The sequence below is a fragment of the Geobacillus sp. B4113_201601 genome (assembly GCF_001587475.1).
In the GTDB taxonomy this organism is placed as follows: domain Bacteria; phylum Bacillota; class Bacilli; order Bacillales; family Anoxybacillaceae; genus Geobacillus; species Geobacillus icigianus.
This window is the reverse complement of sequence record NZ_LQYX01000075.1, coordinates 55,033-78,950: the sequence shown is the minus strand read 5'-3', so window position 1 is coordinate 78,950 and position 23,918 is coordinate 55,033. Positions and strand designations below refer to the sequence as shown.

General features: G+C 52.8%; 21 protein-coding genes, 3 tRNA genes and 1 riboswitch. Of the genes, 3 read left to right on the top strand and 21 right to left on the bottom strand.

Annotated features, from left to right (window positions below):
• The 4 genes from B4113_RS10355 to B4113_RS10340 form a co-directional block, all read right to left on the bottom strand.
• A tRNA-Glu gene (locus B4113_RS10355) sits at positions 1-71 on the bottom strand.
• A 16-nt stretch (positions 72-87) separates the two neighbouring features.
• A tRNA-Ser gene (locus tag B4113_RS10350) sits at positions 88-180 on the bottom strand.
• Between the two features lie 7 nt (positions 181-187).
• Positions 188-262: transfer RNA gene (locus B4113_RS10345), tRNA-Asn, on the bottom strand.
• Positions 263-616: 354 nt separating this feature from the next.
• A complete protein-coding gene (locus B4113_RS10340; protein ID WP_033842619.1) occupies positions 617-1,081 on the bottom strand; it encodes a SprT family protein in 465 nt (154 codons plus the stop codon).
• Between the two features lie 91 nt (positions 1,082-1,172).
• On the opposite strand from B4113_RS10340, the gene cmpA reads away from it, so the two are divergent.
• Complete coding sequence (gene cmpA / locus B4113_RS19545; RefSeq protein ID WP_089135018.1) at positions 1,173-1,286, top strand: cortex morphogenetic protein CmpA; 114 nt, start codon at positions 1,173-1,175, stop codon at positions 1,284-1,286.
• 16 nt (positions 1,287-1,302) lie between these two features.
• Here the strand turns inward: cmpA and B4113_RS10335 are convergent, their stop codons facing one another.
• The 6 genes from B4113_RS10335 to acpS form a co-directional block, all read right to left on the bottom strand.
• Positions 1,303-3,468: a Tex family protein gene (locus tag B4113_RS10335; protein ID WP_061912481.1), complete on the bottom strand. Its 2,166-nt coding sequence runs from the start codon at positions 3,466-3,468 to the stop codon at positions 1,303-1,305.
• Between the two features lie 309 nt (positions 3,469-3,777).
• Positions 3,778-4,128, bottom strand: a complete 351-nt coding sequence (ndoA, locus tag B4113_RS10330; protein WP_003253417.1) for a type II toxin-antitoxin system endoribonuclease NdoA — start codon at positions 4,126-4,128, stop codon at positions 3,778-3,780.
• Positions 4,129-4,132: 4 nt separating this feature from the next.
• Entirely contained in the window at positions 4,133-4,414 is a 282-nt protein-coding gene (locus tag B4113_RS10325; RefSeq protein ID WP_033023681.1) for a CopG family ribbon-helix-helix protein, read from the bottom strand.
• 114 nt (positions 4,415-4,528) lie between these two features.
• Positions 4,529-5,695, bottom strand: a complete 1,167-nt coding sequence (gene alr, locus B4113_RS10320; protein ID WP_033023680.1) for an alanine racemase — start codon at positions 5,693-5,695, stop codon at positions 4,529-4,531.
• 730 nt (positions 5,696-6,425) lie between these two features.
• Complete coding sequence (locus tag B4113_RS10315) at positions 6,426-7,439, bottom strand: outer membrane lipoprotein carrier protein LolA (RefSeq protein WP_033842623.1); 1,014 nt, start codon at positions 7,437-7,439, stop codon at positions 6,426-6,428.
• 79 nt (positions 7,440-7,518) lie between these two features.
• Complete coding sequence (gene acpS, locus B4113_RS10310) at positions 7,519-7,908, bottom strand: holo-ACP synthase (protein WP_033842624.1); 390 nt, start codon at positions 7,906-7,908, stop codon at positions 7,519-7,521.
• A gap of 106 nt (positions 7,909-8,014) precedes the next feature.
• Between acpS and B4113_RS10305 the strand changes: the two genes are divergently transcribed.
• On the top strand, positions 8,015-8,653 hold the full coding sequence (locus B4113_RS10305) for a rhomboid family intramembrane serine protease (RefSeq protein ID WP_051962575.1): 639 nt from the start codon (positions 8,015-8,017) through the stop codon (positions 8,651-8,653).
• A 90-nt stretch (positions 8,654-8,743) separates the two neighbouring features.
• Here B4113_RS10305 and B4113_RS10300 read toward each other — a convergent pair whose 3' ends face one another.
• The 6 genes from B4113_RS10300 to B4113_RS10275 form a co-directional block, all read right to left on the bottom strand.
• Positions 8,744-10,147, bottom strand: coding sequence for a DEAD/DEAH box helicase (locus B4113_RS10300; RefSeq protein WP_033023675.1), 1,404 nt, complete (start codon positions 10,145-10,147; stop codon positions 8,744-8,746).
• 249 nt (positions 10,148-10,396) lie between these two features.
• Positions 10,397-11,773, bottom strand: coding sequence for a UDP-N-acetylmuramoyl-tripeptide--D-alanyl-D-alanine ligase (gene murF, locus B4113_RS10295; RefSeq protein WP_033842625.1), 1,377 nt, complete (start codon positions 11,771-11,773; stop codon positions 10,397-10,399).
• Between the two features lie 6 nt (positions 11,774-11,779).
• Positions 11,780-12,877, bottom strand: coding sequence for a D-alanine--D-alanine ligase (locus tag B4113_RS10290; RefSeq protein WP_033842626.1), 1,098 nt, complete (start codon positions 12,875-12,877; stop codon positions 11,780-11,782).
• A 158-nt stretch (positions 12,878-13,035) separates the two neighbouring features.
• Positions 13,036-14,178 carry a galactosyldiacylglycerol synthase gene (locus B4113_RS10285; RefSeq protein ID WP_033842627.1) on the bottom strand — a complete coding sequence of 381 codons (1,143 nt, stop codon included), beginning with the start codon at positions 14,176-14,178 and terminating at the stop codon, positions 13,036-13,038.
• 12 nt (positions 14,179-14,190) lie between these two features.
• Positions 14,191-14,787 carry a DedA family protein gene (locus tag B4113_RS10280; RefSeq protein WP_033023669.1) on the bottom strand — a complete coding sequence of 199 codons (597 nt, stop codon included), beginning with the start codon at positions 14,785-14,787 and terminating at the stop codon, positions 14,191-14,193.
• Positions 14,788-14,797: 10 nt separating this feature from the next.
• A complete protein-coding gene (locus B4113_RS10275) occupies positions 14,798-15,526 on the bottom strand; it encodes a polysaccharide deacetylase family protein (RefSeq protein WP_061912480.1) in 729 nt (242 codons plus the stop codon).
• Positions 15,527-16,085: 559 nt separating this feature from the next.
• Between B4113_RS10275 and B4113_RS10270 the strand changes: the two genes are divergently transcribed.
• Positions 16,086-17,156, top strand: coding sequence for an undecaprenyldiphospho-muramoylpentapeptide beta-N-acetylglucosaminyltransferase (locus B4113_RS10270; RefSeq protein ID WP_061912479.1), 1,071 nt, complete (start codon positions 16,086-16,088; stop codon positions 17,154-17,156).
• Positions 17,157-17,524: 368 nt separating this feature from the next.
• On the opposite strand, the gene B4113_RS10260 is transcribed toward B4113_RS10270, so the two are convergent.
• From B4113_RS10260 to B4113_RS10240, 5 genes are all read right to left on the bottom strand, one after another.
• Positions 17,525-18,346, bottom strand: coding sequence for an undecaprenyl-diphosphate phosphatase (locus tag B4113_RS10260; protein WP_061912477.1), 822 nt, complete (start codon positions 18,344-18,346; stop codon positions 17,525-17,527).
• Positions 18,347-18,516: 170 nt separating this feature from the next.
• Positions 18,517-19,440 (bottom strand): ROK family protein, encoded by a 924-nt coding sequence (locus tag B4113_RS10255; protein WP_061912476.1) that lies wholly within the window; start codon positions 19,438-19,440, stop codon positions 18,517-18,519.
• 519 nt (positions 19,441-19,959) lie between these two features.
• Positions 19,960-20,955, bottom strand: coding sequence for a sporulation protein (locus tag B4113_RS10250; RefSeq protein ID WP_061912475.1), 996 nt, complete (start codon positions 20,953-20,955; stop codon positions 19,960-19,962).
• A 67-nt stretch (positions 20,956-21,022) separates the two neighbouring features.
• A complete protein-coding gene (ytaF, locus tag B4113_RS10245) occupies positions 21,023-21,661 on the bottom strand; it encodes a sporulation membrane protein YtaF (protein WP_061912474.1) in 639 nt (212 codons plus the stop codon).
• A 106-nt stretch (positions 21,662-21,767) separates the two neighbouring features.
• Entirely contained in the window at positions 21,768-23,603 is a 1,836-nt protein-coding gene (locus tag B4113_RS10240) for an APC family permease (protein ID WP_061912473.1), read from the bottom strand.
• Between the two features lie 93 nt (positions 23,604-23,696).
• Positions 23,697-23,838, bottom strand: a riboswitch (cyclic di-AMP (ydaO/yuaA leader).
• Positions 23,839-23,918 lie beyond the last annotated feature (80 nt).

The window sequence follows — 23,918 nt, the reverse complement described above, 5'->3', positions numbered from 1 at the left end:
GACCCGTACGGGATTCGAACCCGTGTTACCGCCGTGAAAGGGCGGTGTCTTAACCACTTGACCAACGGGCCATGCAAATACGAGAAGTGGCGGAGAAGGCGGGATTTGAACCCGCGCGCCGTAAAGCCACGACCTAACGGTTTAGCAAACCGTCCCCTTCAGCCACTTGGGTACTTCTCCAAATAGATGGCTCCGCAAGTAGGATTCGAACCTACGACCTACCGGTTAACAGCCGGTTGCTCTACCGCTGAGCTATTGCGGAATAGTAGTCAAGAAACCTGCTCAAAACTTACCCTGTTCCTTCCTCTCCAAACATATCCAAGAAGGCTTAATACGTTAGGGTCACGCAAAGCATATTCGATGATGCGTAGGCTCGTCGCTAGGCTGTTGTTTAATGATCACCGAAAGCGTTTCGAGCTCGCCTCGTTCTTTTCCAAGCAAACTCCGATGCCCCAACGATGTTCTTCACAAACTGACATTGTTTATTATATTGAGCAGTTTTTGATTTGTCAATATACTGTCGGGAAAAATCGCTGATCGCCATTCGGCGACGGCTTTTATAATTTAGCATAGGATATTTAGGTTGTCAACCTTTTTTGAAAAGATTTTGCGCAGCTCACGAGCGCGCGCTTTGGACGAGCTCGAGTCGGCCGCGGCACCGACCGCAGACATAGCGGTCGGTGTTGATGCGTTTTTTGCGCTTGTAAGCTAAGCCGCACGATGTGCAGATGTATATATGGATCACCTTGGCCGTTTTTGCTTTTTGTTCGAGCGGTCGGCAATAACGAGGGGCCCCGACTTTGGCCAACAGCTCGCGGAAGTCGCGGTCGCGATGGCGATAGCCTTTCCCTTCCAGATGAAGATGGTAATGACATAGTTCATGTTTGATGATGGCAATGAGCTCTTCTTCGCCAAATCGGTCATAATGTTTTTTGTTCAGTTCAATGTTGTGCGTTTGCAACACGTAGCGCCCGCCGACCGTGCGAAGTCTTGGATTGAAGGAGGCGGTGTGGCGAAACGGTTTGCCAAATGCGCTTAGGGAAACTTGCTCCACGAGTGCTTGCAACTGTTTCTGATCCATTGGCAGGCGCCCCCTTTATGTTTTTGGCACAGGACAATGCCCAGATACATACATTATATACTACCTTTCCGTTGGTAGGGAGGTGACCGTTTTGCCTACATGGCTGAAAAACCAGATGAGACGAGCCTATTATGAGAAAAACCGCGATCAAATCAAACTGTTAAACCAATGCTGGTTTTTTTATCGGAGAAAGCACTGCTCATGAAGCAGTGCTTCTCGCTTCACTTTTCTGGTGCTACCATCGATAAGGAAATTCTCCCTTTCGCCACGTCGACGTGCTCGACCCACACTTTGACGACATCGCCAACGGAAACAACATCGAGCGGATGGCGCACGTATTGTTTGCTAAGTTTGGAAATGTGAACTAGACCGTCCTGTTTGACCCCGATGTCGACAAAGGTGCCGAAATCCACGACATTGCGCACTGTACCTTCAAGTTCCATGCCCGGTTGCAAGTCTTCCATTTTCAAAACGTCCTTGCGAAGCAGCGGCTTGGGCAGCTCATCGCGCGGGTCGCGCTCCGGACGGCATAAGGCATCGATGATATCACGCAACGTTAGTTCGCCGATGCCAAGTTCAGCTGCCGTTGCTTCGATGTCGATGGCTTGCAGCGCCCGGCGCAATTCATCGCTGCCGATGGCGTCGGTGGTAAATCCCGCCGTGTGCAAAAGCCGTTTTGCTTCCGCGTACCTCTCAGGGTGAATCGGCGTGCGGTCGAGCGGTTCCTCACCATCGAGAATACGCAAAAAGCCGATGCATTGCTCGTACGTTTTCGCTCCAAGCCGCGGGATCGCTCTCAGCTCTTCACGGCTGCGGAATTTTCCTTGTTCTTCGCGGCGCTTGACGATGTTTTCGGCCACCGTTTTCGTCAGCCCTGACACGTATTGAAGCAATGAAACGGACGCCGTGTTCACGTTGACACCCACTTGGTTGACCACCGTCTCCACGACGAACTGAAGCGATTCGGCCAGCTTTTTCTGCGACACATCATGCTGGTACTGGCCGACCCCAACCGATTTTGGGTCAATTTTGACGAGTTCGGCCAGCGGATCTTGAACGCGGCGAGCGATGGAAACGGCACTCCGCTCTTCCACTTGCAAATCCGGGAATTCGGCGCGCGCAAGGTCGGAAGCGGAATAGACGCTCGCCCCCGCCTCGTTGACGATGACATAAAAGATGTCCCGCTCCACTTGCTTCAGCACGTCGGCGACAAACTGCTCTGTTTCCCTTGATGCCGTTCCGTTGCCGATGGCGATCATGTCCACATGATAGTCAGCAAGCAAACGCAGAAGCTTTGCTCGCGCTTCTTCTTTCCGTTCTTGAGGTGGGTGCGGGTACATAACATCGATGCAGAGCAGCTTCCCCGTTTCATCGACGATAGCGAGTTTACATCCCGTGCGATAGGCCGGATCAATGCCAAGGACCGTTTTTCCTTTTAGCGGCGGCTGGAGAAGCAGCTTGCGCAAGTTTTCGGCAAAAATATGAATGGCCCGTTCCTCGGCCTTTTCCGTCAGCTCGTTGCGGATCTCGCGTTCGATGGCGGGTTCAAGCAGCCGCTTGTACCCGTCTTCCACCGCTTCCGCCACCAGCGCGGCGGCCGGAGAGGACGGATGGGTGACCGTTTTTCGCTGCAAATAGCGAACGATCTCCTCGACCGGCGCCTTGATCGAGACGCGCAGCACGCCCTCTTTTTCACCGCGGTTTAACGCTAACACACGGTGCGGAACTATTTTGCCGACAGGCTCTTCGTAATCATAATACATTTCATACACGCGCTTCTCGTCCTTTTCCGGCGCTTTGGCGGCCGAAGCGATCGTTCCTTTCCGCCATGTTTGCTCGCGTATCCATTGACGGAAGCCAGCATCATCGGCTACTCGTTCAGCGATAATGTCTTTCGCCCCTTGCAGCGCCTCACTAGCAGTCGCCACCCCTTTTTCGACATCAACGAACGCTTCCGCCTGCGCAACAGGCGTTGGGGACGGGGGGCAGGAAAGAAGCCAATCGGCAAGCGGCTCGAGCCCTTTTTCCTTGGCGATCGTTGCTTTCGTGCGCCGTTTTTGTCGGTAAGGGCGATACAAATCTTCGACTTGCTGCAGCTTCGTCGCCGCCATAATCTCGTTTTTTAACTCTTCCGTCAATTTCCCCTGCTCATCGATTAAGCGAATGACTTCTTCTTTGCGCTGTTCTAAATGCTGCAAGTACTCCCAGCGCTCAAGCACATCACGAATTTGCACCTCATCAAGCGCCCCGGTCATTTCTTTCCGGTAACGGGCGATAAACGGGATCGTGTTTCCTTCCTGGTGAAGCGTGATGACATTTTTAACGTGTGGCGCTGCCAGTTTCTGCTCGGCAGCAATCAGCGAAATGAGTTGCTGTTCAGTGGTCAAACGCTTCCCTCCTTTTATGTATAGAGAAACTCTAGCCGATGCACATGATAGCGATTGGCGATGTACTTCCCCCTTTATTATGTATGGAGAAACCGCGGGCTTCTCCATTCGCGGTGACAAAAAAAAGAGCTACTCAATCCGCAGCTTCTTGGTCAACTTCATATATACATAGAAGGACAGATCGCGATGGGAGCCCGATCTGCCCATCTCATCCACAGACCATTATCCAAGACCGATGCCGCACGTCAACGCCGCTTTCCCTCATCTTATTGGCCACAAAAACGCGTTGCGGTGGCAAGGCAACGAAGCTCAAAAGTCAATCAGCCCTAAACTGATTTGCAACGCTTCATCGACTTTATCCATCATTTCGTCATCCAAATGGGTGATTTTATCGGTCAGCCGTTGCTTATCGATCGTACGGATTTGCTCAAGCAAAATGACGGAATCGCGTTCAAACCCGTAACGCTTCGCGTCAATCTCCACATGCGTCGGCAATTTTGCCTTTTGAATTTGCGCCGTGATTGCCGCAACAATTACCGTTGGACTGAAGCGGTTGCCGATGTCATTTTGAATGACCAAGACGGGACGCACGCCGCCCTGCTCTGAGCCAACAACCGGGGAAAGGTCCGCAAAATACACGTCGCCACGTTTGACAATCAAAGCATTACCCCCCGCTAACTAAGCGTTCAACGGTGTGGTCGGCCTCGTATTCAGCATGAAACGCTTCAGAAGCGATAGATAAATTGATTTTTGCCATTTCCATGTAGCCTCGTCTCATCGCCTCGCGAATTTGCCGTTTTTTCCGCTCACGAATATACATTTTTGTCGCCTGATAAATCAGTTCATTGCGGTTGCCATTTTCCTGTTTGACAAGCACATCCAGCTCCGTCACCAGCGATTGCGGCAAGCGAACGATGATTTCCGTTGTTGCGCCCGATTCCGACACGAATATACACCTCCACGAACTGCAGCCATTCATTGCTTCCACTTCATGATACCATTAAACAACGGCGCTGCAAAGTCATTTCTTCGTTTTCTATCCTTTGTCTCCCGAAGCAAATTATGCATTCGTTCCCACGCGACCAACGGCATTTCTCACTTCCATTATACGCTTATTTCGGAAAAAAATACGGGGCACCCGATAGCTGATCAGGCAAGGCACCTCATAGTTGATCGTATCCAGATGGCGAGCGACGTCATCGACGGAAATGACTTCGTCCCCTTGGCGGCCGATCAACGTCACCTTCGTGCCGACCGGCAGCGACCCCGGGAGACGGATCATGCATTGGTCCATACAAACGCGGCCGACAATCGGCGCTTTTTTGCCGTCAACTAGCACATGAAAATGCTCTAGGCGGCGCAGCCAGCCATCGGCATAGCCGATCGGGATCGTGCCGATCCACTCTTCCGCTTGCGCCGTATACGTCGCTCCGTAGCTCACCTTTTCCCCCGGTTGCAGCTTTTTCACATGCACAAGGCGGCTATGGAGCGAGAACGCCTCCTTGAGCTCGTACGGGAGCAGCGGCTTGATGCTTGGCGATGGGGCGAGCCCGTACATCGAAATGCCGAAGCGGACCATATTGAACGCTCGATCAGGAAAGCGGAGCGTCGCGGCGCTATTGGCGCAATGAACGAGGGGCGGCCGAAACGGCAGCCACTCAAGCATCGATAAGAAACGATCGTACTGATACGAAAAATAGTCCGTATTGATTTCGTCGGCCGTCGCAAAATGTGTGTAAACTCCCTCAAGGATGAAATGCGGATGGCGTTCGATCAGCGCCGCCATTTGCTTCGTCTCCCGTTCATCCTTGACGCCAAGCCGTCCCATTCCCGTATCCATCTTTAAATGAAAATGAACCGGGGCAGAACCTTGATACAGCGCTGCTGCTTTTTCCAACCAATCCAAACGGAACACGGTGAGAGCAATGCGGTGTTCCGCAGCAAGGCTCACATCTTCGGGGCGAGACGCTCCGAGCACTAAAATAGGGGCGGCGAGGCCCTTTTTCCTTAGCGCGAGCGCCTCATCCAAAAAAGCGACAGCTAGGTAAGAGGCGCCGGCCTCCAGCGCGGTGTTCGCCACTTCAGCATCACCGTGCCCGTAAGCGTTTGCCTTGACGACCGCCATAATGTTCGTGCCCGTTGGCAAAAAACGGCGCAGATTGGCGACGTTGTCATAGATGGCGTCCAAATCGATTTCCGCCCATGTATCGCGATGAAAGTCGTCCATCCTTCTCTCGCTGCCTTTCCCTTAATAGCCGTTTTGTAAGCGTTTCAACGATTCTTAATCCTTTTTTAGTTTATCACGTTCTCCAAAAAGAAGGAATAGGAGGAGCCGCGAAAAAACGGCCTGCACGGAGGAAAATGTTGCAAAGGGCCGCTCCTTTCCCATTGCCTAGAGGGCTGGTGAAAAACGGTTGTTTCTTTTCAGCAATGGGGGAGCGTTTGAAAGACGATCCTGATGCGACAGGGCTTTTCGATTTGAGAAAAGGGCTTGATAAGCGACTTGCCCCCTTTAGTCACCGGCCTCCTAGGGAGCGCAAACGATTCCCATCCTCTCTTGTTTCATTCCGTCCTCTCCTTGAACGGCCTTTCACCCTAGAAGGCCCGTTTCCGGCCTAAGAGGCTGGCCATTGACTCGCGCAACCGCTTCTCGGAATCATTTCTCAAGTAGAGAAAACTTGCTGCAGCAGCCGCTATGTTCACGCGTTCCATCACCGATTAAGGCCAACAGCGGTTTTTCACCAACCATCTAAGAGGGTGGTGATTTCATCGCAGATCCAGCTTTACCATGTCATTTCGCCATTCGAAAAACCTTGTCGCATCGGTCCTGTTTTTCACTCATTCTCCCACTGATGAAGGGAAACAGCGTTTTTCACCAACGTTCTAAACCGCAGGCTGGAAAATAACAACAAGGCGGCCCCACGCCCGAAGCGGGGAATCCGCCTTTTCCAATGCCTCTATTTGGCTGCTTTTTCTTGCACCGAGCTGGCGACCATGATCATTTCTTCCGGCGTCAAATCGTCTGAAGCCAATGTAAATTCCACTCCATTATACGACCAAGTTAACGTCCTGTCGGTGAGAGCGCCGACCGTGAATCCTAAATCAACAGGATCGCCGTTAATGAGCACCGGCGTGCTTGTCGCCGGGAGCACTTCCGCTTTTTCTTGCACGAGGGTAAACGATTTTTGGCCGCCGAATGTCATAATCACCCGTGTGCCGTTTTCGTTTTTGATTTCTTTTTCTTCCAGCGCTTGAACGCCTTGCGGAAGGCGGCTTGGATACATCACGGCCATCCCTTGTCCGCTGCCCTCAGCCATCGTTGGTACTTCGAGGCGCGCCCCGGTCATATTTTTGGACGTATCAAACGCATCATCATCAAACGTTTTGTTGAATTCGACGTTCGAAAATTCCACGGTCAACAGCGCTTTTCGATCCGTGTCCATCACCTTGACCGAAACAGGTGCCAAATCTTTTTTGCGCAATGTAATTTCTTGTGTCGGAACGACCTGACTGTTTGGATAGTTCGTTTTCGTTTCGAACACGTAGTAGTCCTTCGTTGCCTTAAACTTCGCCTTCGAGTCGCTTAAAATGTCTTTGACGAGCGATTCGTACAAATAGGCTTGGCTGCTGTTTTTCGGCCAATCGCTGACAAACTTAAAACTTTTGTTGAGGGCGGGCGTAAAGACGAACACCCCTTCGTCGTTGCGCAAAATCATTTGGCTTTGCCCTTTGTCGGCGTTTTTCAAACTGACGCGGTAATACGCCGGCTGCTTATGCCATACTTCTACATGATATACTTGCGGCTTGGCCCCCGTGCGGAACGTCATTTTCGCTTCCGCTTGATAGCTCGTCATCTCTTCCATCTTTTCATCGAGCGCTTTCAGCACTTCCTCCTGTGATTTCGACCCGCAGCCAGCCAAAGCAAACAAAAAGATGATGCCGGCGAATGCCAAAAGGACTTTTTTGCCCATCGCTTCAACCCCTTTGCCTCATAGATCGGTTTCTGTCCATGCACTACAATATATGAGACAAAGTCCGGGAATATGCAGACTAGCCATGGCAAGCATCGAGCGGCTGGCCCGGTCTGAGACGCTCAATGATCACTTGGGCGACCGCGTAGTCGCGGCTGTGCGAAATGGACAAGTGCACCGCCTCACCGTCGCGGCGGGCGAGAATCCCCGGTTTCCCATTCTCATCGCAAACGATCTCGATATCGCGAAAGGACACCTTCTTGCCAATCCCCGTCCCAAGCGCTTTGGCATACGCTTCTTTCGCCGCAAACCGACCGGCGAGAAATTCCGTCTGCCGCGCGGTCGGCAACGCATCAAACTGCGCCTTTTCGCGCGGCGTCAAAATGCGCTCGGCGAATTTACGGCTGCGCTCAAGGAGCGACCGGATCCGTTCCAGCTCGACAATATCAATGCCGATGCCGATGATCATCGCCTTCCCTCCTCTTCTTTCTTTGGACAAATGTTTTCATGACGCGTCGCATAAAATGGTTTCATAGAAATGCCATTTCATTTTCACTAAGAAGGGAGACAAATCCGTGTTTCTTCCCGCAAACGATAGTCGCACATTGATCCGCCTTTGCCCGGCCGTTGCCGCGCTGCTGTGCGCCCATATCGCGCTATGGCTGCTGTTCGCCCTGCCCATCGCAACGCTCGAACCGGTTTGGCAGTATACCGTCGGAACAAACGGCGCCATTCTCCGTGGAGAATATTGGCGGCTTGTCAGCCCGATCGTGCTGCACCGCGATTTCAGCCATATGGCAGCCAACAGCCTTTCGTTGTACGTATGCGGTCCATGGCTGGAACGCGCGCTCGGAACGAGACGATTTTTCGCCCTTTACCTCGCGGGCGGCATCGGCGCGAATATCGCCACCGTCTTGTTCATGCCGCCAATGTATACACACGTCGGGGCATCGGGTGCCATTTTCGCTTTATTTGGCATGTATAGCTATCTCGCTTTGTTTCGCCGCGAGGCAATCGCCCCCCGATATGCCCAGCTGCTGCTGGCCGTCATCGCTGTGAATCTGGCGCTTGCTTTGACAAGGCCCAACGGAAATTTGCTGGCCCATTTGTTCGGCTTCACCACCGGCGGGCTGCTCGCCCCGTTTTTGGCTGTCCGCCTTGACCCACCGCCCCTCCTTTGGCTCCATACGCCGAAACGAAATCGTCTTTTTTGATCGTGTTCACCAACAGAGCGCCACCTCGGACGGGGGAAAAGCGCTCGAAGAACGCGGCGGTTTCCGGCCACGGGCATAGAAAAACGGCGCTTAATGCGCCGTCATCCGCCGTTTTTTCGTCCGGCTGCGCGTCGAGCTGTCCGGGCGACCGCCTCGCTTTTTCTCCCGTTTGACCGCCAAAGGCGGCTCTTCCGTCAGCTTCACCGGCGTCGTGTCCGGTTCGCGCGTCAACATTTTCAAACAAGCGGCGACGATCGTCACCGAATCGTGCTCCTCAAGCAACTCTTCCGCCGCCCGTTTGTAAAACGATAAGTTTTCGGTTTCAACAACGTTCAACAGCCGTTCAATGGCAACGCGCTGTTGGCCCTCGAGCGCCTCATCGAGCGTCGGCGGCTTCATGCGCTCCATTTTCCGCTTCGTCGTCCGTTCAATATGGTGAAGCTGTCCGATTTCCCGCGGCGTGACAAACGTCATCGCCATCCCGGTCTTGCCTGCGCGCCCGGTGCGCCCGATTCGGTGAACGTAGCTTTCCGGGTCTTGCGGAATGTCAAAGTTGTACACGTGCGTGACGCCGGAAATATCGAGCCCGCGCGCCGCCACATCGGTCGCGACCAAAATTTCAATCGTTCCTTCCTTAAACTTGCGCAGCACCGACAGCCGCTTCGCTTGGCTTAAATCGCCGTGAATGCCTTCCGCCGCATAGCCGCGCAAGTTGAGCGCTTCGGCGAGCTCGTCAACGCGCCGTTTCGTGCGGCCAAACACGATCGCCAGCTCCGGCGCTTGAATATCCAGAAGCCGCGTCAAAATGTCAAATTTCTTTTTCTCGTGCACTTCCAAATAGTATTGCTGGATGTTCGGCACGGTCATTTCTTTTGCTTTCACTTTGACGAGCTCCGGTTCGTTCATGAACCGCTCGGCAATACGGCGGATCGGATCCGGCATCGTCGCCGAAAACAGCAGCGTCTGCCGCTCGGTCGGCACATGGCTTAAAATCGCCTCGATATCTTCAATAAAGCCCATGTTGAGCATTTCATCCGCCTCGTCAAGCACGACCGTATGCACGTGATCGAGGCGCAGCGTTCCGCGCTGAATATGATCGATGATGCGGCCCGGCGTGCCGACGATGACGTGTGGATGCTTTTTCAAGGCGCGAATTTGCCGTTCAATATCTTGGCCGCCGTAAATCGGCAAAACGCGCACCCGCTTGACGGCGCCGATTTTATACAGTTCTTCTGACACTTGGATGGCCAGCTCGCGCGTCGGTGCGACGACGAGCGCCTGGATGGCGCCGTTTTTCACGTCCACTTTTTCCACGATCGGAATGCCAAACGCCGCCGTCTTCCCCGTTCCGGTTTGCGCTTGGCCGATCACGTCTTTATTTTGCAGGCTGAGCGGGATCGTTTTCGCTTGAATCGGGGTCGTTTCTTCAAATCCCATTCGCTCAATGGCTTTCATGACTTCTTGGCTTAATCCTAATTCTTGAAATGTCGTCAATGTTATTCAAACTCCCTTAATCCAAAATCGTCCCTTTTGTTCGTGAGAAAGGTTTGACAGTTATCATACCATGTTATGCAGCGATTTGCAATGTTGGGCGTCCGCGGCGGGCAAAAATGTTCCCCCCCTCGGGTCGATGAATGCAGCGGGCGATGCTATAACAGGCGCAGCGGGCGAAGGTCACAAAAGCGGTCGATGAGACTTACAGCCACGCCCCCCTGCTCTTCATTTCTTTGCGCCGACTCGGCGCTACTCCCAACAGCCAAGCAGCTCTTCCAATTTCATGCCGCGCGATGCTTTCAACAACACAATATCATCCGGAGAGGCAATCGATAGCACGGCCTCGGCCAGTGCCGTCTTATCGTCAAACGCCGTTACACGTCCTTGGCCAAAAAACGGCGCGGCGGCCTTGGCAATATGGCGCGCCAACGGTCCGTAAGTGAACACATAATCCACCATTTGCGGCCGCAGCATTTCCCCGATTTCTCGGTGGAACGCAACTTCTTGGTCGCCGAGTTCGAGCATATCGCCCAATACCGCGATTTTGTGCCGATAACCATCCAGTTCTCCAAGCAGCAGCAACGCAGCGCGCATCGATGTCGGGCTGGCGTTGTAAGCGTCATTAATCACTGTAAAGCCGCGTTTCGTTCTCACTACTTCCGTACGCATGCGCGTCACTTGCAAACGGGAGAGAGCGGCGTCAATCTCCTCCCAGCTGATGTCAAAAAAGCGGGCCACGGCAATGGCAGCGAGCGCATTGTATACGTGATGTTTCCCCAATACCGGCATAAACAGCGTCCGGCCGGGGAGGGCGTTCACCGCGAATGACGTGCCCCCCGCTTCGATGCGCACCGCTGTCGGATAATAATCGTTTTCCTCGCTCTCCCCAAACGTGACGACGTGACGGGGCAGCGGCAAATGCGGCACCCGTTCGGCTAAAAGCGGCTCATCGCCGTGATAAACGAACAACCCGTCGCGATGCAAACCGGCGACAATTTCCAGTTTCGCCTTGGCGATTCCTTCTCGCGACCCAAGCTCTTGCAAATGCGCTTCACCGATGTTCGTGATGACGGCGGCGTTCGGCCGAGCGATCATCGTAAGCCGCTCAATTTCACCAAACCCGCTCATTCCCATCTCCACGACGGCGATGTCTGTCCCTTCCTCCAGCGCGAGCAGCGTGAGCGGCACACCGATATGATTGTTCAAGTTCCCTTCCGTTTTTTGCACGCGATAGCGGGTCGAAAGCAAAGCGGCAAGCATGTCTTTCGTCGTCGTTTTGCCGTTGCTGCCGGTGACGCCGACCACGTGTAGACCGAGCTGTTCGCGATAGCGGGCAGCAAGCCGTTGCAGCGCCGTCAATGTATCATCAACAACGATGACCGGAACCCCTTCCGGCGGCTCCCCCTCCGCTGCCGTCCATAAGACGGCGGCCGCTCCCTTCTGCACCGCTTCTTTCACAAACGCGTGGCCGTTAAACGTCTTGCCGCGCAACGGGACGTACAAATTGCCGGCCGCAATCGTCCTTGTGTCGGTCGATACCCCAGAGGCGACAATGTCTTCCCACTCTGGCCGGGGACAACGGCCGCCGGTCATCGCAGCAATCTCTCGCACCGTCCGTTTCATCATCGGCTCTCACCCTCTTTTTCGTTCCAATGTGTACGAAATCGTCTGTTTTTCTTGATGCCGTTCCAACGCCAGCGCAATGAGGCGCTCGATCAGCTCCGGATATGACACGCCGCTATGCTTCCAAAGGAGCGGGAACATGCTGTATGGCGTAAATCCTGGCATCGTATTGACTTCGTTAATGTACACCGTGCCGTTCTCAGCAAGGAAAAAGTCAACGCGTGCGAGCCCGGATAAATCAAGGGCCCGAAACGCCGTTAACGCCATCGACCGGATCGTTTCATACTGTTCCTCCGTCACAGCGGCGGGAATAATCAGCTCCGTTTGCCCATCTTCATACTTCGCTTCATAATCATAAAATTCCTTTTTCGGCACAATTTCTCCGACAACGGAACAAACCGGCTCGTCGTTCCCGATCACGCCAATCTCAATTTCTCGGCCGACAATGGCTTCCTCAATAATAATTTTCCGATCATACGTAAACGCCTCAGCAAACGCCGTTTTTAACTCATCGCGCCGCTTGCACTTCGAAATACCGACGCTCGAACCGGCGTTGGCCGGCTTGACAAAGCACGGATAGCCGAGCGCCTGTTCAACCCGGTCATACACCGCCTCGCCGCCTTGGTTCCATTCGTATTTTGTCACTGCCACATACTTCGCTTGGCGCAGCCCAGCTTGGGCAAACAAGTTTTTCATCACCACTTTATCCATCCCGACAGCAGAGGCGAGCACCCCATTGCCGACGTACGGAAGGTTGAGCATTTCCAGCAACCCTTGCACCGTTCCGTCTTCGCCGTTTGGTCCGTGCAAAAGTGGGAAAATGACATCAATCGCTTCCTCTTGCCCCCCCGCATCCGATGGTTGGACTTGGTTCAAAGACACCGGGATCATCGCGGTAGCGTCTGACACAAATTGGAGCTGCTTGACTTCCTTGACCGGACCCGTCAGCGGCTCTCCTTTGATCCATTTCCCTTCCAGCGTAATATAAATGGGAACTACAGCAAATTTATGAGGATCGATCGCGTTCATCACCGCCATGGCCGTTGACAGCGACACTTGATGTTCAGGCGATTTGCCCCCGTATAACACGCCTACTCTCGTTTTCATCATCGTTCCTCCTCATTTCTTTAGCCATCGTTGTCTATTGTAACACGGTTCACACCCAACGGTCTGATATTTTATTATGTGCGGCGTGGGTTGTTTCGCCACACCTCCATCTTTCCGCAAAAAAAAACGCCATCCAACTCCTGTCAGATGGCTTCTCATTACGGACGCAACACCCGCCAAACCACACGTTGCGGCATCGCGGCCACCATTTCGGCAAGCGCCTCTTGCGCCGTTTTTTCCAACCCAGCAAAATAGTCTGAGACGCGCCGGAAAAAGCGGTTTTTCTCGACATCGTCGGTCAGCAGCCGCAACATCTCCTGTTCGACTTGTTCCGGTCCGCTCAAATGGTAAATGAGGCCGTTTCGCTGCAAGTATTGCAAATTAATGCGCTCTTGCCCAGGTAAGCAATCAACCGCAAAGATCGGAATGCGCTTATGAAGCAGTTCGCTGACGGTTACCCCGCCCGGTTTCGTCACCACCGCATCCGCATCATCGTACAGCCGGTTCATCTCCTCAGGGTCGGTGATGTACGGAAGCGGGCGAATGTGGGGCAGCTGCCAGCTGGCGATTTCTTCGTACAGTTGGCGATTGGCGCCGCATAACACAGAGTAGCGGAACCGAGCCGATGTCCGCGCCGCCTGTAAGAAGGCCATCATATTGCCGAGTCCTTGGTTTCCGCCAGCGACAAGCACGTGAGCAGGCTGCCGTTTTCGCCGCCCCTCGGCACGGTTCATAAACACATCATGAACCGGAATGCCTGTCACAACAATGCGGGCCGGATCGAGTCCATATGTCGTCATCAGCTCCCATTTGGCTTCTTGATGGGGAACAAAATGGTAGTCAATGAATCGTTTTCCCCATATGCTGTTCATAAAAAAGTCCGTATAGACGTTTACTACGGGAACGGCCAAGGCTCGTTTCCGCTTCAGCCGCTGCAAAATGCGTGATGGAAACGAATGGGTACAGACGATAAGATCTGGACGCTCTTGCTCCACCATCTTTTTCATCTTGTTCTCGAAGTAAGGAAGCCATGGCTCGAACGGCATCAGCTCAAACCGTGACAGCTCTTGGTACATGAGCGTTTTGTACAAGCGGTGATACGAACCGGGATGCGAGCGAATCCAGCGCAAATATGCCTCCGACACCATCTTTTCCATCAGTTCATTGCAATAGCTCAAAAAATCGATCTTTTTGCTTTCAACCGCCGGAATTTGCCGTTGCAAAAAATCGATCAGCGTATCGGCCACTTTATGGTGTCCGGTATTCATTTGAAACAGCGGCAAAAACAACACTTTCATCATCGATCGCACCCTTTAGCTCTCCATAGATTTTTTTCGCCTCCGCTGTCCGACCCATGCCGCAAGCAAAAACAGCAAAAACAATCCCAATCCAGCGAGCGGGAAGGAAGCGAGGGGGAGATGGAGATGCCGGCCGAGCAGCTGTCCAGCCAACGTTAAAGGGATGACCCATCCGGCTGTCCCGACCGTAGCCAACCATAAAAACGTCCGAAACGGGAGACGGCTCACCCCCGCCATATACGGGCAGATTTGCCGCACCCCTGGGGCATAGCACCCGAACAAAATGCCCCATTTTCCACGGCGGCGAAACCAAAGTTGGGCCTGTTCCCACCGCTCCTTCGTAATCCCTACATATTTCCCGTATTTTTGCACAAACGGAGCTCCCCACCATCTCCCAGCCCCATACGCGGTCACCATGCCGGCCATCGTTCCGCCCCAGCACGAAGCGATCGTCGGCCAAAACAACAGCTGCTCTTTGGCAATCATGACTCCAACAAGAAAAAGCAAACTCTCCTCGGGCGCCGGAATGCCAACGATGCCGCAAAACAAAAGCAAAAACAACATCACATACCCGTACGACTGAACATACGGCAACCATACGCTCGTATCCATAACTCCCCCATTACATCGACAGCATTTGTTGATTAGTTTGCGCGTTTCTCAAGTCTGTAATCGTCACCCAGCGCATCTTTTTCGCTGTTTCATCCTTCAGCAGCAGCTCAAGAGCGGCCAGCATCTGCTCCGGAGCGCGCTGATCCGCTCCTAAAGCATCACCGTTGTCATGCAATACGATCACAGCTCCACCGCGCACAGCCGCCCGCAATCGGTGGAACAATTCCATTGTACCCAATTTCTCGTTCCAATCACCAAGAATATGCGACCATAACACGGTAACATATCGTTTTTGCACAATGGGCGTCCAAGCGTTAAAATGGCCCCATGGTGGCCGATAATATAAGGGACGCTGCCCGGTCGCCCGCTCAATCGCCGCAGCGGTCCGCCGCAACCCTCGGTCGAGCCAAAACGGCGGAAGCAGCCAATTGCTGATATGACGGTAATTATGCAGACCGACTTCGTGCCCCTCTTCCACCATCCGCCGCACGATCTCCGGATGGCGCTCCACTTTTCGACCGACGACAAAAAAGGTCGCTTTCACTCCATATTTCTTTAATAAATCAAGCAGCTTTGGCGTATAATACGGGTCAGGGCCATCATCAAACGTCAAAGCGAGGCAGTCAGGCGCCGTTCCTTCACGAAACAAACGCACCCGCTTTTTGCGAATGACGATCGTCGGCACAACCCCGTAACTAACGATTCCAACCAACAAACAACCAACCAGCCATGCCAACATCTCGTCTTCACCCCTTGATAGTACTTTACCAATATTTCTTGTCTTTGAAAATAGGAGACTAGCCGATCACTGTTTAATAAATCGCTAGAAGGCGGGTGATTCCATCGTGCATACCGCTTCCTAGCATCGTTTCTCAAATAGAAAAGCCTTGCAACACTGCACACTTTTATTCATCATCACCGGCCTTCTAGGAGGCTGGTGATTTCGTGTAAAACGCTACTGACCCCATCCATTTCTCAATTAGAGAAACTTTGCAGAATCAGCTTTCTTTTTTGAATGAAAATGCCGCCGATTTGTGTGTGACAGCGGTTTTCCACCGGCCTCCCTAGAAAAATGATGCACTGAAATGAAGTCGCCTTGCCCATTCCTCCTGCTCAATACGAAATGCACCGCTCTCTGGTTTCCTCCATCAGCGGTGGGAAATTTGCTATAATGACAGATGGGCACGATATGTTGGGGCGGGAATTTCCGCTAGCGGGCCTTGCCTGCGGAAACTTTTCTGCCTCTCGGAGCCTAGAATGGCATAGGTTCATTTTGCCAACAAGACAGGTGATGTGTGTTGCGAAAAAAAATCGTTTTAACCGGCGGCGGCACGGCTGGACATGTCATGGTCAACGTCGCCCTCATCCCGAAGCTGAAAGAGCTTGGATGGGAGATCGTGTACATCGGATCCCATCAAGGTATTGAACGCGAGATTATCGGCCGCATCGACGGCGTTCCGTACTATCCGGTGTCAACCGGAAAGCTGCGCCGTTATTTTGATTGGAAAAACTTTAAGGACCCGTTTCACGTCTTAAAAGGGATTTGGCAAGCGTATCGCTTAATCCAAAAAGAAAAGCCGGCGGTCGTATTCTCCAAAGGCGGGTTCGTCTCCGTTCCCGTCATTCTCGGCGCTTGGCTAAACGGCGTTCCGTCCGTCATTCACGAGTCTGATTTGACGCCCGGCTTGGCCAACAAAATCGCCATGCCGTTTGCGACAAAAATTTGCCTGACCTTTCCGGAAACAAAGAATCATGTGCAAGCCGACAAAGCGGTGTACGTCGGCGCCGTCATCCGCGAAGAGCTGAAACACGGAAGCGCGGAGCGAGGGCGACGCCTTTGCCGGTTTGCGGGAAAAAAACCGGTGCTGCTCGCCATGGGGGGCAGCTTAGGCTCAAAAACGATCAACGATGCATTGCGCGCCTGCCTGCCCGCGCTGCTGAGCGAATTTGACATCGTCCACATCTGCGGAAAAGGCAACGTCGATTCAAGCCTAATAGGCCAACAAGGCTACCGACAGTTCGAATACGTCAACGAAGAGCTGCCCGACCTGTTGGCCTTGGCCGATCTCGTCGTCTCCCGCGCCGGCGCGAACGCCATTTTCGAACTGCTGGCCTTGCGCAAGCCGATGTTGCTCATCCCGCTCTCAAAAGCCGCCAGCCGCGGCGACCAAATCTTAAACGCTCGCTCATTTGAAAAAGCGGGCTATGCAGCCGTGTTAATGGAAGAAGACTTGACAGACGAATCATTGCCAGCGGCCATTCGCCGCCTGTACGAAAACCGCGACCGCTACCGGCAAAACATGGAACGGTCCGGCAACAACGATCCGCTGCAAACGCTTCTTTCTGTCATTGAAGATACCGCCCGCTGATCAAAAGAAGGCGATGCCTCACACCGCTATTGGCCGTTGCTGGGCATCGCCTTCCTCCCTCCTCGAATGGGCATCCTCATCGTTAACGCCTTCCCGTCTGACGGATCACGTCAACATCGAGCCAAACCGGAAGAGAAACTTCATTCGAAACGAGCGGTGATATACTTCCACCACCTACGCCGACGCTTAGAGGCGGGGACTCGGGTCATCGCGTCTATCGACAGGAAGTGGACCAAGCCACTCCCGTATGCTCCACGGTTCGACAGCCCGTTAGACCACAACTGTTTCAAGCCTTTCTTTTTGGAGACGGAACCGAAATTCATCTCCCTTTTTTGTTTAGAAGTGGGAGACTTCTTCCGTTGGTTAAGTTAAAAGTACAAGAAATAAATGACCGCCGCCAAGACAATGCGGTACACCGCAAACGGCACGAGACGGATGCGGTTAATCAGCTGTAAGAAAAAGCGGATCGCCAGCAAGGCAAAGACGAAAGCGCTCAAAAAGCCGGCGATGAAAAACGGAATATCGGCGGCGCTGACATATTGCCAATTTTTCAAGAGCGACAGGCCGCTCGCCCCCGCCATGATCGGCACCGCCATAATAAACGTGAAATCGGCGGCAGCGCGATGGCTCATACCGGCGAGCACCCCGCCAGCAATCGTCGATCCGGAGCGGGAAAACCCCGGCCATAAGGACAAACATTGCACGAGACCGACAAAAAACGCCTGCTTGTACGTGATTTCGTCGACCGTCCGCACCCGCGCCGCCTTTTTGGCGAATTGGTCGGCAACGATCATCAACAGCGCGCCAAACACTAAGCCGATGAGCACCGTTTTCGTTGAAAACAAATGTTCATCGATATAGTTTTCAAACAATACGCCGAGCACCCCGGCCGGGAACAGACCGATGATGACATGAAGCAGCGTCAGCCGCGGCTTCCCACCCGGATGACGGCCACGAACGCCGAGCAAATCCAAAAACCGGTCTTTAAACACCACAACGGCAGCCAAAATGGAGCCGAGCTGAATGACGACTTTAAACGTATTGGCGGCGTATTGGCCTAAAAACTCCGTCGACTTCAACCAAAGATCGTCGACAATAATCATATGGCCGGTGGAAGAAACGGGAGCGAACTCTGTCAATCCCTCCACCATTCCTAAAATGACGGCCTTCCACAACTCCATCCACTGCATCTTTGTCCATCCTTTCTGCGCGGAAATCGTCTGTTTCCATACATATGGGCGAAGCGGCAAAATAGCACTGCCTGTTCAGTCACGCCTGCTCTATTGTACTATAAATCATCTGTTTCTACTACCCGCGCCGTTCATTGGCTGGACAAAGACGGAGCCGTCATGCATGCCCGTTACGCCGGCGGCAGTTCCCCGCGCCGCTGCAAATAGTGATACAACGCCCCAAGCAAATTGGCATCATTTTTGAAGTGACACTTTTCAATGACCGGCTTCACTTTGGCAAACGGTACGGCTGCGAGCAAGAGGGAAAGCCGCCGTTCAATCTGTTCGATAAAGTCCGGACGATTGCTGACGGCGCCGCCGAGAACGATTTTTTCCGGGTCATAGGCGTATTGCAAATTAAAAATGCCATGGGCGAGTGAAAAATAAAACCGGTCGACTGCCTTTTGGGCGGCGGCATTCCCTTCATGGGCCAGCGCAAACACCTTTTCCCCATTCAGTTCCCCTTCTGGCACTCCCATGTCCGCCGCGGCCATGCGCACAAGCGCGCTCGTCGCCCCTAACTCGCTCCACGTTTTTCCTTTCACTACTCCATCCTCATAGCAAACGTTCATCAACATATAGCCAAATTCCCCGCCATGCAAATGAGCCCCTTTATGAATGCGGCCGTCTTTCACGACCGCTCCCCCGATGCCGGTGCCGACGACGACAAAGGCGACATCGCGATGATGCTTCGCCGCTCCTTTCCAAAGCTCACCGAGCGCGGCGCAATTCGCGTCGTTTTCCAATTCAATCGGCAGTCCCGTCTCACCGCCGAACACTTCTTTGAAATTGGGGCCATGAATGCAAGGCAACGCGCTGCTTCCACCGATGATGCCGCTCTCGCTGTCCACTCCCCCCGGACAGCTCATCGCCATGCCTTGAATCGAATAATTCGTTCGGGCTTGACGGACAACAGCCAACAGATCGGCTTTAAACTTGGCCAAATCATGCCGTTCGGAAGGATAACTCCCTTTCTCCAAAAAATCTCCTTGGCGGTTCATCACCGCATATTTGACATACGTTCCACCGACATCAAAGACGATATATTGAGGCATCCATCCCACCCCTATTCGGCTTGCTTCCATTGGCTGTATTGCCTAGAAGGCCGGTGAAAACCTCTGATTCCTTTCATCAATGGGGGAATGAGCGAAAAGCAGGACCGATGTAACAAGGTTTTTCTAAATGAGAAATAACATTGTAAAGCCGTATCCGCGAGTAAATCACCAGCCTCCTAGGAGGCCGGTGAAAAATCGTTGTTTGCCTTGATCGATGATGGAACGCTTGAACATAGAATCTGATGCAACCAGTTTTTCTGCTTGAGAAACGATTCTGAGAAGCGTTTGTGCGAGTAAATCACCGGTCCCCTAGAAAGCCGGTGAAAAACCGCTGGCACACACCAATCAGCGGCATGTTCATCTCAGAAAAGAAAGCTGATTCTACAAGATTTCTCTCATTGAGAAATGGATGGAATCAGCATTATTTTCCACTAAATCACCGACCTCCTAGAGGAAACGGTTTCCATTGCCCAAGCCTAGCAACGCAAAGAAGACAAAGCGAACTGCGTTGCGCCGCCGTTACAGCCAATCCCCGCCGTCAAAGCCATCGCCACCGTCAAACCAATCATCAACATCGATTCCATCCGCGACATCGTCGGCAACATCATCGATCACATCATCGAGCAGCTCCTCGGCGATCATTCCCGTCAGCATTCCGGCCGCAAAGCCGCCAATGGCTCCCGCCCATCCTGATCCGCCATGATGTGGGCGAGAAACGGGTGGCACGTGGCTGCCCGAATGACCATAGAACGGCGAAGACGACAATGGCCAATGATGCGGCTCCAGTGAATCGATCGCGCCAGCCGCTTGCACCGTTTCTTCAAGGGCGTCCCGGATCAGGCGGACCGCGGTCTCAAGATCACGCAGCGACTCCAACGGGAGAAACAATTCCCGCTTCATCTCCCGTTCCCCACCGGCACGATGGCAAACGTCCACTTCCATATGCAGACGCACGCCTTCCGTCTCAACAAGGGCCAAAAATTCTACTTCTTGAACTATTCCATGAAATTCGCCTGTTGGGAAAAACGAAAATTCCTGCCCATATCGTGTAATGCGCCCAGAGGCCGGCTTCTCGCGAAACCCAAGCGCTGCAAACGCCGCGAACGTTTGCTCAAGCGCTAGTGGCGGCAAGATTTCAATAGCATCTTCGTCGTACGCATCCGCCCCATTGGCAATATCAAGCCGAGTGACGAACGTATAACGGACCGTGGGGCGGCTGATCGGCAAATGGAGTGGGAGTTTGTAGGCAAATGGCAGTTTTTTTCGCTCCCCAGGCTGAATCGTAAACGAGGATGCGACTGGAATCACCGCTGCCGTCTGGCGATACCCCTTCCCTTCCGCTTGCATTTCCAATTCCAGCAAAACGTCCAAGGCACGGACGTGCTGTGCAACGGAACCGCCTTCCAACCAAAATTCGCCTTCCAATGTTTCACCGAGGTGCACATGGGAACGGTGCAACATGAGATCCACTTTCGCGCCACCGATGCCAAATTTCGTTAAAAACCGTTTCCACATCGACTCTCTCTCCTTTCCCTTTTCCCTAGCTCCATCCTTGAATTACGAATGAATCGGTTTAACGGTGTCATCGAAATAACTTCACCACTCCTAAAACAATGAGCACAAAGCCAGGTACCACGTTCGCCTTTTTCATGATTTTCGTTTTTGAGGCTAAACGCCCGAGCGACAAGCCAACACGAATCAGCGCGAGAGTAAACGATCCAACCAGCAAGGCAAAAGAAAGCGCGGGAAGATGCAAAAGCGATGAGCTGATTCCGGCGCCAAACGCATCCGTGGACAAGGCCAATCCGATCAACAATGCCTCTTTTTGGCTGATCGTTCCCGAACGGTCTAAATCCCCCTGTTCAGGCCGTTTCAACACTTGAACGGCACCACTCAGACGGCCGGCCACCGCGCTGCCGCCGTCTTCCGCCAATCCTTCCCTTCGCTCCTCCTTTGAACGATAGACGTGATAAACCGCCCAACCGCCAAGACCAATGAGAATGACTGAAGCAAGTCCGCGCTCAACCTGCCTCGGCAACAGAAGCGCCAGCCACTCGCCGATGTGCATGGAAGCAAACACTACCACTCCAGACATCAATGAAATGAGCGTCAATGAAAGAAAGGGAAAACGGATCCCCCTCATCCCATATGAAATACCCACACTCAAACTGTCCATGCTCACGCTCAAAGCCAACCCCATCATCGATACCCATAACCACATTCAAATCCCCCCTTGCCGTAAAATATGCAATCCAGTACGGCAAGGGGAATGTCATCCCCTTCGACACGAATCGATTTCCGGGGAAATACTTCCTCTTTTCTCGACATTATTCCCGCAAATGATACGGCAATGTCGCGATGACGACATCTTTTTTCATAATGAGAACAAAGCGTAAAATGATTGCGGTTTGGTTATGCAAAAACGTATGCCACCATTTTTTTACAACAAATTGTGGCAAGAGTACTGTCACCGGCGCCCGATCAGCTTCTTTTTCTGTTCGCGTAATATACTCAAGCAGCGGCGATAAAATTGTTCGATATGGGGAATAGATGATGGTCAACGGGATATCTGGATAAAATGTCTCCCATTTCTGCCGCAGTTTTTGTTCGTCTTTTTCGTCGAAAATGATCGACAAAGCGGTAATGTCATCAGAAATGCTGCGGGCGTACTGAACGGACTGGTCGACTACTTTGCTGACGCCGGAAATTGGAATAATAACTTTTGGTTTCCATATTTTTTGGGGACGTTGCCACTCCCGTTCGTCCAAGCGTAGCTGCTTGCCGAGTTTTTTGTAGTGTTCATGAATTCGGATGAACATCCAGACGAACAGCGGAATCGCCACAATAACGATCCACGCCCCTTGCGCAAATTTAGCGACCATCGTGACAAGAGTGACCATTCCGGTGACCACCGCTCCCATTCCAACGGTAAACAGCACGCCGATCCTCCGTCCTTCTTCCCGATTCCATAATTTTTTCATCAGCCCGCTCTGGCCGATGGTAAAGGAAAGAAAGACGCCAACCGCGTAAAGTGGGATGAGCGAATGCGTTTCGGCATGAAAAATAACGATCAACAAAATCGCCAGCACGCTCAATAAAATAATACCGTTGGAAAACACGAGGCGATCCCCTCGGGCCGCCAAGCTTCGCGGCAAAAATCCGTCTCTCGCCATGATCGACGTCAGCTGTGGAAACCCGGCAAAGCTCGTATTGGCGGCAAGCACTAAAATCAGCATCGTTGTCAGCTGGAACAAGTAAAACAAAAGTCCATTTCCGAAGACGTGACGTCCAATTTGCGAAATCACCGTCTGGTGCTCAGCCGGTGTCACACCAAATCCAGCTGCCAGCACCGTGATGCCTAAAAACATCGTGCCTAGCAGCAAGGACATCCATCCCATCGTAATGGCGGCGTTTTTCGAGCTGTCGGGCCGGAACGCCGGCACGCCGTTACTGATTGCTTCAACTCCCGTCATGGCCGAACATCCCGAAGAAAAAGCGCGCAACAAAAGAAACCAACTGTACCCCGACGCGAACATATGGGCTGTCGATGCATGCTCCTGCCTCGTGAACCCATGCCACCCTTCCTGCCACAATTGCCATCCGCCGGCTGCGATCATCATGAGAACAAAACCGATAAATACGTATGTGGGATAGGCAAAAACCGTCGCCGATTCGGTGATGCCGCGCAAATTCAAAATCATCAATCCCAAAACAAAGGCGACAGCGACCTCTACTTTCCACGGCAGCAGCCCCGGAAAAGCCGATGTCAACGCGGCGACGCCGGAGCTGATGCTGACGGCGACCGTCAAAATATAATCGATCATGAGCGCCGCCCCGGCCACTAAACTAATTTTCGTCCCTAAATGATCGCGTGCGACCACATACGCCCCTCCCCCGGACGGAAAGGCGTAAATGATTTGCCGGTAGGAGAGGGTCACCAGCAGCAACAACACTAAAATCGCTACCGCAATGGGAAGCGAGTAGAAAAAGACGCTCGTTCCTAACAGCGCCAACACCAACAAAATTTCTTCGGTCGCGTAGGCTACTGATGACAGCGCATCCGATGAAAAAACAGCTAACGCTTTCCATTTTGGCAATTTCTCATGTTTTAACTGTTTCGTTTCCATCGGTTTGCCGATTACCCATCGTTTCAGCGAAGCCATGTCTTCAATTCCTCCTTGCCATGTCTGTCAGCCAAAAAGAAAAAACCGCCGAGGACGCACTCAGCGGCTAAAAGCAGCCGAAAAACATACTCGTCCCTCCCCAAAAAGCGCTTGCGGAGTTCGCTGTCGGGTTCGGGCTTGGAGAGATGCCCTTCCTGTTCGGATTCACCCCCAGTAACGAAACCGTTACAACGTTGGGCTCCTCGCTCCGTCATGGATTCAGCGCCTAGTTACTGGTGCTCTTGTTTTCATATCGTACTCCTCGTCCTTCATGCGGTAAACAAGGAAAATAGGCAACCAATGACGATTTTTCGC